Consider the following 12552-nt stretch of genomic DNA (forward strand, 5'->3'; position numbering starts at 1 on the left):
GTACCTATCGATGAACCAGCAGCTACTGACCGGAAAAACCATCGCCATCCTGGGTTTTACCCAAATCGCCTCCTGGGGGTCGCTGTACTATGCCATCGCCATCCTAGCACCGTCCATCCAGCAAGAAATGGGCTGGTCATCTGGCACCGTGTTTGGTGCATTCTCCTGGAGCCTGCTGGTGGCCGGGCTGGCATCCGCACCGGTGGGCATGCTGCTCGACCGTCATGGCGGGCGGCTGGTGATGGCCAGTGGCTCTTTGCTGTGCGCTGCAGGCATGGTCTTGCTGAGCATGGCACAGGCCAAGGCTGTGTATTTCATGGCCTGGACACTGTTGGGACTGGGAATGGCGCTGAGCCTGTATGAAGCCGCCTTTGCGACCATCAACCGCATGCTACTTGCGAACAGCCGCCAGGCCATCTCTACCCTGACACTGTTCGGTGGCTTTGCCAGCACCGTATTCTGGCCCCTGACCTTGAAACTCAACAGCCTGCTGGGCTGGCGTGACACCTACCTGCTGTATGGCATGCTGCAATTGTGCCTGTGCCTGCCGCTGCACCTGATGCTGGGTACCGCCAAAGCCAGCGATACACGAGCCAGCAACGCACCAGCCAGCGCACACGGCCAAACCTCACCGGCAAGACCTGGCCATACCCTGGCCGAAGCCTTGCGCCATCCGGCATTCTGGAAACTGGCGCTGGCCTTTTGTGCGAACAGCTTTGTGTTTTCTACGCTCTCGGTCCACCTCATCCCCTTGCTGGCCCAGTTTGGTCATGCCAGCGCCTGGGTGGTCATGATGGCCGCCTTCATCGGCCCCATGCAAGTCGCTGGCCGCCTCGGTGAAATGACGTTTGCCAGACATGCCTTGCCACAGACCGTCGGCAAATGGGTGTTCACCGCCCTGCCGGTGGCCTTGCTGGTGCTGATGTCATTTGGTACGCAAGCATGGGCAGTCGCCCTGTTCTGCCTGCTGTACGGTCTCAGCAACGGCATCCTGACGATAGTGCGCGGGACGATACCGCAAGCCCTGTTCGGGCGGGATAATTATGGTGCGATTTCCGGCGCGCTGGCTGGCCCCTCGATGCTATCCAAAGCTGCAGGCCCACTTGCGATGGCTGTCGTGGCGCAAGATTCCACAACACCTTACCCGTTTCTGCTGATACTCTTGCTGTTTACCCTCGCCTCACTGGCATTTTACCTGGCCGCCATCAGGCAGCAAGCAGTGAGCCTGGAAGCCAGCTAAACCCACTCAAGTCCAGCACCATGATACGAACAGCCACCGCCGCCGACGCCGCCGCCATCATCAACATCTACAACCACTACATCGCCACGACCACCATCAGCTTTGAAGAAAACCCGGTCACAGAACAGGAGATGGCCCAGCGCATCAAGGATGTCAGCGCCAGCCTGCCCTGGTATGTAGAAGAACAGGATGGCGTAGTCATCGGCTATGCCTATGCCACCCCATGGCGGGCACGCAGCGCCTACCGGTTTTCAGTAGAAAGCACGGTGTATGTCGCCGCCAGCCATGCAGGCCAGGGCATAGGCAAGCGCCTGTATCAAACCCTGATAGCCGACCTGCGCCAGCGCGGCATCCACGTCATCATAGGCGGCATCGCCCAACCCAACGCCGCCAGCGTCGCCCTGCATGAAAGCCTGGGCTTCGAGAAAGTTGCCCACTTCAAGGACGTGGGTCGCAAGTTTGAACAATGGGTGGATGTGGGATATTGGGAGCTGGGGCTGGATTGAGCACATGAATACAGACTGGACCATACGCCCGGCGACACCATCAGATGTCGCCATCATCACCCGCCACCGCTTCCACCGCGAAGATGAACGGCGAGAAGACCTGGATGCCTATGCAAACTGGCTGACAGGTACACTGGCTACGGGCAATTACCTGGGCTTGCTAGCCCAGGCCGCAGACACAGTGGTCGCGGGTGCAGGCCTCTCCATACTGGATTGGGGACCAATACGCGGCGATACACAAGCCCGTCGCGGCAGGATAGTCAATGTCTATACCGCACCAGACTGGCGCAGGCTGGGCATTGCCCGGGCACTAGTAAAAGGCGTGCTGCAACTGGGCAAAGAGCAAGGCCTGAACACCTTCAATCTGAGCGCCTCAGAAGAAGGCCAGCCACTGTACCGGGACTTGGGCTTTGTTTCTTATCCGACGGAGATGATATACAGGTCAGTAAAGCAAGAGGGCTAGCAAGCTGTCATATTCATTCTGGAGGTCCCTGAAGTTCATATGCTGGTCTCAATTAAACAAATTCATATTAATAGTTACCATCATCTAAAATTACAAAGAAATGCCCAATTAGTATGAATGTACTTATTTTAGCTCTTCGAAGTAATCTTCATATGGCCAGAAAGATTCAAAATTGGGGTATTCCACATTAACAGCACAACGATACCGCAACAAACTTATCCGCTCTTCTACGCTCATATCTGAATCTACAAAGTCCGCTTCAAATGGATTTGTCAGATCCGTTATTTCAAATTTTGAACCACCATCAACGTTATAGGCATAACGATCGCCAAGATCAAAATCGCGTCGAAACGCTATGCTGTCACTATCAGACTCATGACAGCTTGAGGTTCTCAAATCGCGAGCATAGCACCAATACAGGCAGTGTCTATCTGCAATTCCCTTGGTCAGTAAATGTCTCGGCGCACGGACGCGGACTCCAGCACGAGAGAACATCATATTGCCCAGCATGATTTCTGGCCAAAGAGTCTCAACAATTTCGACATCATTGCCTTCTGTCTGCTCTACTTCAATCACTTCGCAATGAAATGGATGAAATTGTGCAGGCCAATGAATATCAAAACCAACATGCTCAAACAGCGAGATGTATCTATCTAGAGTGAAATTAGTTCGTTGAAAGCGTGGATTCGCAGGATGTAGCAAGGATATGAGAGATTCGTTCGCACGTGCAGCATGAAAAAATGCATCCAGCTCGAACCATGTGGTGGGAGGCCATGGTTTATATACACATTTCCTATTTTTCAGTTCAGAGTAATATTGACCGGCATCTTTAAATTTTTCCCATTTTTTGAGTATTACATCTTCCCAAATTGACTCGCCGTCGTAGCGATCTATATCGTGAAACATACACCAAAAGACGTCTGCGTGCTCCGATTCGATCTCATACTCTGCCGGGGTGGAAAGCAGCTCTAGCTCATGCATGGCTTCCACATGCCCTACCTGAACGGCACACTCAAAATTACCTCTGGCTGTTTGAAGGTTTTCCATCGTGCCCAATCCCTTTTTATGCATGAGGCCGAGCCGAAAATATGATTCTGGAAGATAACACCTATCATAGTAAACAACAGCCTCTTTAAACTGCTGCGCGACACCGATTCCATGTTCATACATGTAAGCAACTTTGAATTTCGCCTGAGCTATATGATGAACATCGGCAGCAATCTTATAAAGCGAAAACGCCTTTTTCGGATTGCTCTCAATGATTTTTCCAGTCTCAAATAGCTCAGCAATTTTGAAAACGGCCTGAGCGTACTCCAAATCAGCCGATTCCTGAAAAAACGCCACGGCCTTTACCATATCCTCAAGAACACCAGTACCGTTTTCCAGGCAAAGTCCAGCACTGTATAAAGCTGCCGGATGCTTTTGCTTTGCCGCAAGCTCAAAGAAAGTGAATGCAAGCACAAGATTTTTCTCAAAATGCTCGCCCTGGTTATATTGAATACCCAAGGCATACTGTGCATTGCTATTCCCAAATTCTGCCGCATGCTGCCAAAGCTGTAATGCATAGCCAATGTTTTTTTCTACGTCCTTTCCATCAGCGTATCTTTGCGCCAGTTTGCAAACCGCATCGCCGTCATTGAGCATATCGGTCACCCTAACCTGTTCACCACTGGGCAATTGCATGATGTCATTGAAATGCACAAGACAGTCATTCTCATAAGCGATTGCTGCCGATCTTCTGTGGAAAGTATCTAATTCTTCGAGTAAAAAATCTAACTTGGACATTTTTTTTTTACAGTGATTTTGTATGTGCATGCAAGCAAACGCTAGCTTGGTCTCAATCAAACAAATCCAGATTAGTTGGCACAATAATCTGCGGCTTTTTCGGCTTGATGACTTTCGCTACCTTCTCCACTACAGGTTTAGGGGCAAAGTCAGCAAACATGCGATCAGCCGGGTAAGGCCGCAAAAAGGCGCGGGCGAATTCCGGGTCGCGGCAGGATAGCCAGTCGTCAAAATCTTCTGGCGGCACGATGACGAGCGAGCGTTTTTCTTCGCCGGGTTTGTGGAAGCGGCTCATCAGCGGGTGCTCGTCGGCGTTGATGGTGATCTGGGTGAAGGAATAACTGACGCTGCCGTCTTCCTGCGGCCATTCCTTGTACAGGCCCGCCACAGCAAAGTCAGGTTCTTCGATGAGGCCTATGCGCCAGCGTTCGGCTGCGCCGCTTTCATAATTGGGTTCAAAGAAGTGCTGCATGGGCACCAGGCAGAGTTTGCCGCTGTGCCAGGATGGCGCATAGCTGCGCAGCGATCCCAGCGTCTCTGCCCTGGCATTCATGGTTGAAAATCGTTTGACGCCGGGCTGCATCTTTGACTTGGGTATCATGCTGTAAGCACCTAACAGGGCTTGCCGCCTGCCCTGCTCATCATGCCTGATGATGGGCGCATCGTAGTCTTGCCAGACTTCAACATTCCAGTCGTGCATGCTCCTGCCGTGGACTTTGAAATACTCCATCAGCTCTGGGCGCGTGGGGGTGTAGTTGATGCACATGGATAATAGCTAGTTACACTCGTTGGATTTCGTCGTTGCTCTCATTTTCTCACATCTGCCATAGTAAAAATGCCGGCCGATTACCGTTGCTTAAAACTTGCGCAGGCAGCCCTTGTCTGGTTATAGTCCTGCTTTCATGTTATTCAAATAACAAAATCGGGAGACCAGGATATGCCCGCAACCATCAAAGCTGCGCCTGCATCGGCAAGATCAGTAAGTGGCAACCTGTTCAAGCTGGCCTTGCTTTCAACTCTGCTTGCCTTGCCTTATATCAGCGCGCATGCCCAGGCACAATTCAGCATGACAGCCAGCAACCCGGCCTTGGCGGGTGAACCTATGGGCATCACACTCAAGGGCTTGCAGCCCGGGCAAACCGTGCAGCTCTTTGCCGAGCGCCGTTTTGCGCCAAATGCCCCGATCTTCATGTCCAGTGCAGAAATGCAGGCCGATGCGCAGGGCAATATCGCCCTGGCCACGACCGAGTCCAAGGCTGGCAGCTACACTGGCGTGGATGCGGCGGGCCTGTTCTGGTCCATGCAAACCAGCAACAAGGTCGATACAGCATGGCAAGCCGCAGAAACCCGGCTGACCGCATTGGCGGGCCAGCAGCAACTCGCGCAAATGACATTCGCCCTGCGCAGCACGATCACGCCAGTCAAGACCGAGGCCATTGCCGGGCACACGGGTGCCAAGATTTACCTGCCTGCCACCAGCGTCAATGCCAATGGCAAGCAACCTGTCGCCATCATCCTCGGCGGCTCTGAGGGTGGTGACTCTGCCGGGCGGCGCTTTGGACTCAAGCTGGCGGCGCGCGGCTTTGCCGCTGTGAGCTACCCTTACTATTCACCAAATACCCCGCGCGGGCAAGAAGTGCCCGGCTTGCCCAAAGACTTTATCGACATCCCCATCGATGGCCTGGATGCCCTGTACAAAACCCTGGCAGCACGCAATGACATAGACAGCACGCATGTCGCCTTGATGGGCGGCTCTAAAGGCGCAGAAATGGCCTTGCTGTCTGCCAGCCTGCTGCCCTGGGTGAAAGCCGTGGTCGCCATCGGCCCGAGCGACCTGGTATGGGAAGGCTTTGCCATGGACAGAATGCTCGAAGCTGGCCGTTACGGCAGCTTCAGCTACCAGGGCAAGACCCTGCCCTACACGCCCAATGCCGGTCTCGACAAAGCCTTTGCCACCACCCAACCGGTGCTGGCCCACATCTACATCGAAGGCCGCAAAGCCTACCCCGAGCGCGCCAAAGCTGCCCGCATCGCGGTAGAAAATTTCAAAGGCAAACTCTTGCTGATCGCAGGCGGTGATGACCAGATGTGGCCATCGCTGGACATGGCCAACAACATCGTCAACAGCCGCAAGGCAGCCGGGCTGGAAACAGAATTGCTCTCCTTCCCCAAGGCCGGGCACTTGGTCGGCGGTGATGGCTACAGCCCGAATGATTACTACACCCCATTCGCCATGGGTGGCAATGCCAAAGAAGATGGCCATGCACAGACTGTCGCCTGGCCTGCGACCATGGGGTTTTTGAAGAAGGCTTTGGTTAGTGGGAAGTAGTGGCAGGCAGCTTGTAGATTACGTTGTAACGTAACGCAATCTCGCTGCCACATTGATCGCATTGAAAATCATCTGCTTATGTGGGAGCATGGCGATGATGACTTAAACCATAAAAAAGGAAACTGATGTCTGTCAACTTGCACCTCTCACTAAAGGTGAGCAATTACCAACCTGACCGTATAGAATCAATCAAGCAGGCCATTCATGCTGTATTCTCGAATCAGGATATCAACAGCTATATGTCACCCATCAGAGTATCTGAAGAAGGTGAAAACTATACCCTTTCTTCTCAAACTGATCCGGAAATGCCGGTCATTATTAGTAGTGCGTACAGATGGTTGCCTGAGATCAGCCAGCAATTACAGAATGCCGTTGAAGAAGCAAATGGCCGCCCCTGCATCGTTGAATTTGATGGTGTTGATGCCGACGAGGATGAAGATGAAGAAGAAGTCGATGATGACGAATAATTTTTAATCTACGTAAGCGTGGATCACCATGAGTATCCGCGCAGCACGCGTAAGGTATGTCGTAACCCACCGATTTTTACCTTGCCACCATGCGGTTTTACAGCCACAACCAGTGCGTTGTAACACAACCTGCTCTCCGCTTTACCAAAACAAGTCTGAATCTCGTTTTTTTTCTGAAAGAAAAGATGTCCTCACCTCAAGAATTAATACTTCATATAGCGGCAGATGTAAAAATCTCTGACATTGAAGACATCTTGCACATCAAGTCTGAGCCCGTAGGTTACTTTTCGGATGAATTTGCAAATGCGGCTGTTGGGCAAATCATGCTGAGATTTGGTGAGTCACACTGGGAATCAAGCAATATGAGCAATACCCAGCCATTTAAACTAAAAATCGCATTTGATTGCGAAAAATTCTGGGTACGCTCTCGTGAAATACTCGTGATGCAATTGTGCAAAGACCTTTATCTAAAATTTGGAGGGCATTATGTCGCATCCCGTGATGATGCTCCTATAGTATTCTGGACAGATGATAAAGGCTTCATCATCAATGAGGCCGAGCGGGCATACCATGATATGTTTCCCCATAATTTCGCGAACAGCAATTTTATCAATGCCCTGACTTGCGTTGGTAAAAATGACTAATACAATTCTTGAATTGCATACAACTGCGATACTTCCCTCACATCGCATCTGGTCTCTTTTCGGTGATGTTGATTGGCACGACAAATCTGACACAGAAGATATTTCTTGTGACGCTGCTTTTGGCCCCATAGAAGTCAAGATCAGGCAATCTTGGTGGAAATCAGAAAAGCCTGATGATCATGGGAGATGGAATACAGCAATCTCTTTTCATTGCGAAAAGTCATGGAATGATGTTCGCATGATCTATGCCTTGGAACAATGTTCCAATTTATACGACGATATCGGTGGGTATTATCTGGCCAAAGAAGATCAAGGAGATTTAGGCTTCATTGTAGAGGAAGGTAAACTTATCTTGCCAGAGCAGCATAGAGATTATTTTTCTACATTCCCTATGCCATTTGATCGCATTACTTACAGCATACCTCAATTTTCTCCCCGATAAGCGTCAGCGATTTGCGTAGATACGATCAAAATTCAATCGCATCCACGCAAACTGACAACTATTTACCAGCAGAGAATGAAATCATTCCCTGCGGCCATCTACAACATCACTCAAGGCAGCGGTGTCAATAAAAATGCCCGCTGTACGCCATTGATCTTGCCTGTGCCTGCCAGTTGGCCTGCGTCGTTGATACGCAGAGTGGTATATTCGATGTCGGCGAGGCCGCTTGCCAGGCTGCTGACATCAGCAATCACACCATTACTGTACAAGAAGGACCGGCGCGTCTTGTTGGGATCACTGTTAAGCGTGTAATAGCCGATCACCTGGCCCTTGTTATTGATAGTACGGGAATAGCTATTGCCTGCGGCACCTGCGGGCATACCCAGATTGAGTATGCTGCCTGCGGAATATAAAAAGGCGCGATAGTCACCACTGGCGATTCTGGCCGTACCTGCGATCTGGCCCAGGTCATTGATGCCTTCAGCCGAGCTGTCATTGCCGCCCAGGGTACCAAGGTCGTAAAACTGGCGGCCATCATATAAAAACGCATGATACTCCTGGCCATTATATGCACTCCCCACAACCAAGCCGGATGAGTTGATTGCCGTTGGCAAACAGCTGCCCTTCGTTGACAACGAACCTATCTCAGTCAGGCCGCCGCCATAAGACAGAGCACAACGCGTTTGTCCTTTTGCATTGGTGGCGCTTGCAACAATCGCGCCAGCATTATTGATACCGACGGCCCGGCTGAAACGGCCACCCAGGGTGCCGAGATCAACCAGCCCTGCTGTGGTGGCGACGAAGGCATGCTCGTTATAATTGGAAAAAACACCGTAGCCTACGACCTGGCCATTCTCATTGATGCCGTTGATTTCTACGTAGCCGCCACCAAAGCCACCTAGCGGTATCGTGTTGTTGCCGCTGAAGATGCCTAGCTCTATACGCAAGCCATCAGCACTGGTGATACGGCCTGCTGCGAGACCATTTTTGTTGGCGACCAGCACTACGCCTGTGGTATTGCCTATGGGTGCGAGTTGACCATTCTGGCTAAGAAATGGGTATGGCAAACCGTCGGCTCTTGCAGACAGACCACCAACCCGGCCATCTACTGTCAAGGCATAACCGCCACTGGTACCCGATTCAAAAGCACCAAGATCAGTCAATTGCCAGCCTGCAGCAAAGCAGGAACCACTCATGGCCAGCAGCGCGCTAAAACCGCCAAGGTATTTTTTAAGATTGAATTTTTTCATGAAGTCTGGTGTAAATCCGGCCTATAGACCGGAGCGGCATTGTGCATCTGCAGAGACAGCACAATCTGGTGGGCGCCTGCACACCCCTGTGTTATCCACCGTTGATAAAGGCTTGCGACAAGGCGCAAGCGGGTCTGCCTGATGCCGGAAAAAACCGTTCATGGCAACAGCGCATGGATGAGACGATATCAATCGAAGTGGGGTGATGCAAGTGGAATAGCGGACATGCATGGAATGGTCATTGCGCAGGTTTTACCGGGATTGACGAGAGTCTGGCTTGGGACTGGAATACATCGCACTTGCGCCAATAGTAGAGGCTGACCTCGCCAGGTTATCCAATAAGGATAACAATATCACTCCTAGTGTTTAACATTCTCACCGTCTCAACTGACAAGATGTTCAATCTTTGAAGCGTATGCTGCTTTGCCTGAGCAGATAAATTATCCAATTGTTCAATGCAATTGCAAAGCGTATGCAATTCATCAACGAACAAGTCTATATTTTTATGTTTGATACCGACAAAGTTACCGCAGTCATCTATCAGTGACAAATTGTGGGCTTTTGCAATCGGAAAAATCACTTCACGAAACCATGACTCGGTACAAACAGGAACATTGAACAATCGCTCTTGATCGTTCAGCGGTGTCTCCACGGTTGCCGTTACACTCATCATTAGTCTCTTGGTTCTTGACGATAAATTATTTTAAAAATGTAAGCAGGACATCAGGTGAGCGCCGTCAACGCCATTCCAGATTTCGGCCCGATTTCAGGAATGCAGGCAATGAGTCGAAGCTTAGCCTAACGACTCACCTGGATGCGAACACAGTCCGGCAATAATGGCGGATCAAACAAGCTTACATTCAGATCACTTTCTTCGCTGCCAGCATGAGTAAGCCTGTACGTTTCAGGGTCATAAGCATACACCATGGAATCACGGCGGCTCACGCCTATTCTTATTAAATTCCCCAACGACCAGACCTTGATTTTGCCGGGTTCGGACTTGCCAACGCGTGAAAATTTCACATCCAGAACGGGGCCATCGACCTGTGATTCGTCAAAAATCGAGGCAAACGGCCAACAGTTAATTACTTCACGAAAATCTGCTTCCCCTGCAAGATCCTGTGCCCTGACCCAGCCCTGCGGGGAGATGTCATTGAGGGCGTCTGACTTGATGCCTACATACACCCATTGACTCTTCGCAGTCTTGCTCAGCTTCCAGTTGATACGGACAATTTGCCCCATTGCCAGACGAGAAGAGACCTCCGCCATCTCGTCTGGTTTGGTGCGAACGGCAGCCCCACTGATCCGGCTTACGAATAGAGCGCAAGCCAGGTAATTAGTACGGGAAGTGCAGGCAGATAAAAACGTTCCGGCATAGGCGGGTGTGTAGAACACTGAACCAATCACGCACCCAATCAAGATTCTGGCGGTCAGGTGCATGATTAAATATGTTCGCATAGGTCAATTTTCTAAAATGATGATCTTGAATAGTGCATATCTTAGGCGATCGCTCACTATGCCTGAAACGCAAAATTAATCTGCCCCGTCAAAGTCCCGCTACCTACGGTTGGCACATACACCGCCTGTATTGCAAACCCCACCAGCGCCGCATTGGATGTGATGGTGGTAGACGTTCCTGTGGCCTCTGTAGTGGCATTACCACTCATGGTGATCGTACCGGGGCTGAATGAGATTATCGTCGTGTCTGGGCTTATGCCTGTGCCTGTGAGCACTTGCCCAGGGGTCAGGTCACTGGAACTGCTGACGCTGGTGATCTGGCTATTGCCGCTGGTGACGACACCGGTAAAACTCAGCACATTGGCGGGGATGTCAAAGGGCGTGACATTGTTGGCGCTGCTGACGCTGAAGGCGGCGACGCTGGCGACCACGTTTTGCGATGAGTCTATGAGGTTAAGCGCCAGGGTGCCGGCGACAGTTGCCACGGGCAGCATGGTGGTGACGCTGACGGTGGTGCCAACCGGGAATTGCGGTGGGTTGAGGCTAACGGCAAAGTCGCCACTGGGGCCGATGAGTTGCACGGTCTGGGTGGCAACGGCAGGCTGGTAATTGCTGTCGCCTGAATACACTGCGGTGACCGTGTAGCTGTGGGTATAGGCACCGTCAGGCAAGGCGGGGACGCTAAAGCTGGCCGCTGCGGCCTGGCCATTTGCCAGTGGCACACTGTTCTGGCTGCTGGTGTTGCTCATGATGCAGCCATCCACAAAATAACTGACGCTGCCAGTTGGTACCGCACCGCTGCCTGAGACGCTGGCCGCCAGTTGCAGGCTGCCGCCCTGGGTGCCGCTGGCGGGTGCGGTCAGCGTCACAGTCGGCATGGGTGTGCTGCCCCAAGTGCTGAGGGTGATGCTGACATTGCCGACACTACTTTGCTGGATATTGGTGCTGCTACCAAACTTGTCGTCGTAAGGAAAAGCATAAGCCAGGCCACTCTCGGTCAGCCCAGCCTGGTGCCAGTATTTGACCCAGTAGTTGAACGGCTGGCTATCTGGATACCAGGTGCTGCTGTCACCCCAGGTCGATGGATCATTGAGAATGATGCCACGGTTGAATGCGGCAGAAATTGAATTCTCCAGATCACCCTGCACCGCCAGTGCCGCACCGCTCAGGCCACGCAGGGTATTGTCAGCAAACACGGCGTCGCAGGCGAAGATCATTTGCGATGCCGATTCCTCGGCCATGGCAGCGCTGATCCATGCAGGTGGCGCAGCGACAGGAAAAACCGGCGTGTAGTCAGGCAGCACATTTTGTGTCGAGAACGGGTAGTAAATCGTATAGGTATTGCTGTCAGTGCCACTGGCGTCAGCGAGTGAAAGTGCATAGCTGCCGTCAGTCTGCAAAGTCACGCTGCCGCTATAAGTCAATGGCTGGCCAAAGGCCGAGGATTGCAGGCTGAAGGTATTGCCACCACCATTCGTTGGCACTCCTGGGCTTGATGTGGCGGGGCTGCTGAAATATTGCAAAAAGAAATTATCGACCTGGGCATTAAAGTAATTGTTCAAGACATCGCTGGCGGCCACATTGGGGTTCTCGCAAATGTCCTTGGGCGAGACGATGCGCATGGGTGCAGCACCCAGGCATTCCATGAAAGGGCTGGCGTTGTCCTTGTTGTTCTGCTCCTTGATGAAGGTCGCAAAATTGCTCATGTCGCTGCCATTGAAAATATCGTCGCGCACGCCAACCACACCAACCGGCCCGGCCATCACTGCCGTTAAAGCTGCGCCAGTGGCGGTGGCCGTAGCTGGCAGGTTCAGTGTCATGCTCGTGGGGTTGGCACCCACAGGCACGCTGACCACCGCGCTTCCAGGAGCCATGCCGCTCCCAGTCACAGGTACGCCCTGGCCCAGGCCAGTTGTCGCTGTTAGCGCCGTGACCTCGGTGCTGCCTGCGGCGGTGTCTCCCGTGAAG

Annotated in this window: 14 protein-coding genes; 8 read left to right on the top strand and 6 right to left on the bottom strand. The window is 52.1% G+C overall.

Annotated elements, in window-relative coordinates:
• The first annotated feature begins 10 nt into the window (after nt 1–10).
• Genes ACO0LN_RS25805 through ACO0LN_RS25815 form a run of 3 tightly spaced genes read left to right on the top strand, consistent with a single transcriptional unit; the run spans nt 11 to nt 2209 of the window.
• Nucleotides 11–1240: an MFS transporter gene (locus ACO0LN_RS25805; protein ID WP_422978868.1), complete on the top strand. Its 1230-nt coding sequence runs from the start codon at nt 11–13 to the stop codon at nt 1238–1240.
• Nucleotides 1241–1260: 20 nt separating this feature from the next.
• Complete coding sequence (locus tag ACO0LN_RS25810) at nt 1261–1746, top strand: arsinothricin resistance N-acetyltransferase ArsN1 family B (protein ID WP_422978870.1); 486 nt, start codon at nt 1261–1263, stop codon at nt 1744–1746.
• A gap of 4 nt (nt 1747–1750) precedes the next feature.
• Complete coding sequence (locus ACO0LN_RS25815) at nt 1751–2209, top strand: GNAT family N-acetyltransferase (protein WP_422978872.1); 459 nt, start codon at nt 1751–1753, stop codon at nt 2207–2209.
• Nucleotides 2210–2332: 123 nt separating this feature from the next.
• Here ACO0LN_RS25815 and ACO0LN_RS25820 read toward each other — a convergent pair whose 3' ends face one another.
• Together ACO0LN_RS25820 and ACO0LN_RS25825 are read right to left on the bottom strand one after the other, a co-directional pair.
• On the bottom strand, nt 2333–3994 hold the full coding sequence (locus ACO0LN_RS25820) for a tetratricopeptide repeat protein (RefSeq protein ID WP_422978874.1): 1662 nt from the start codon (nt 3992–3994) through the stop codon (nt 2333–2335).
• A gap of 52 nt (nt 3995–4046) precedes the next feature.
• The gene (locus ACO0LN_RS25825; protein ID WP_422978876.1) at nt 4047–4760 is read right to left on the bottom strand and encodes an SOS response-associated peptidase; all 714 of its coding nucleotides are present in this window, start codon (nt 4758–4760) and stop codon (nt 4047–4049) included.
• A gap of 171 nt (nt 4761–4931) precedes the next feature.
• Here ACO0LN_RS25825 and ACO0LN_RS25830 point away from each other — a divergent pair, with 171 nt between their 5' ends.
• From ACO0LN_RS25830 to ACO0LN_RS25845, 4 genes are all read left to right on the top strand, one after another.
• Nucleotides 4932–6323, top strand: coding sequence for an acyl-CoA thioester hydrolase/BAAT C-terminal domain-containing protein (locus tag ACO0LN_RS25830; RefSeq protein WP_422978878.1), 1392 nt, complete (start codon nt 4932–4934; stop codon nt 6321–6323).
• A 125-nt stretch (nt 6324–6448) separates the two neighbouring features.
• Entirely contained in the window at nt 6449–6790 is a 342-nt protein-coding gene (locus ACO0LN_RS25835; protein WP_422978880.1) for a hypothetical protein, read from the top strand.
• Nucleotides 6791–6975: 185 nt separating this feature from the next.
• The gene (locus ACO0LN_RS25840; protein WP_422978882.1) at nt 6976–7434 is read left to right on the top strand and encodes a hypothetical protein; all 459 of its coding nucleotides are present in this window, start codon (nt 6976–6978) and stop codon (nt 7432–7434) included.
• A complete protein-coding gene (locus ACO0LN_RS25845; protein WP_422978884.1) occupies nt 7427–7876 on the top strand; it encodes a hypothetical protein in 450 nt (149 codons plus the stop codon). The genes ACO0LN_RS25840 and ACO0LN_RS25845 overlap by 8 nt, the downstream gene beginning before the upstream one ends.
• Before the next feature lie 110 nt (nt 7877–7986).
• Here ACO0LN_RS25845 and ACO0LN_RS25850 read toward each other — a convergent pair whose 3' ends face one another.
• A complete protein-coding gene (locus ACO0LN_RS25850; protein ID WP_422978886.1) occupies nt 7987–9126 on the bottom strand; it encodes a hypothetical protein in 1140 nt (379 codons plus the stop codon).
• A 41-nt stretch (nt 9127–9167) separates the two neighbouring features.
• Between ACO0LN_RS25850 and ACO0LN_RS25855 the strand changes: the two genes are divergently transcribed.
• The gene (locus ACO0LN_RS25855; RefSeq protein WP_422978888.1) at nt 9168–9332 is read left to right on the top strand and encodes a hypothetical protein; all 165 of its coding nucleotides are present in this window, start codon (nt 9168–9170) and stop codon (nt 9330–9332) included.
• 125 nt (nt 9333–9457) lie between these two features.
• On the opposite strand, the gene ACO0LN_RS25860 is transcribed toward ACO0LN_RS25855, so the two are convergent.
• The 3 genes from ACO0LN_RS25860 to ACO0LN_RS25870 form a co-directional block, all read right to left on the bottom strand.
• Nucleotides 9458–9796 (bottom strand): hypothetical protein, encoded by a 339-nt coding sequence (locus tag ACO0LN_RS25860; RefSeq protein WP_422978890.1) that lies wholly within the window; start codon nt 9794–9796, stop codon nt 9458–9460.
• A gap of 128 nt (nt 9797–9924) precedes the next feature.
• Nucleotides 9925–10584, bottom strand: a complete 660-nt coding sequence (locus ACO0LN_RS25865; RefSeq protein WP_422978892.1) for a hypothetical protein — start codon at nt 10582–10584, stop codon at nt 9925–9927.
• A gap of 56 nt (nt 10585–10640) precedes the next feature.
• Nucleotides 10641–12458 (bottom strand): beta-1,3-glucanase family protein, encoded by a 1818-nt coding sequence (locus ACO0LN_RS25870; RefSeq protein ID WP_422978894.1) that lies wholly within the window; start codon nt 12456–12458, stop codon nt 10641–10643.
• Nucleotides 12459–12552 lie beyond the last annotated feature (94 nt).

The organism is Undibacterium sp. TC9W (assembly GCF_049339865.1).
Lineage (GTDB): Bacteria > Pseudomonadota > Gammaproteobacteria > Burkholderiales > Burkholderiaceae_D > Undibacterium.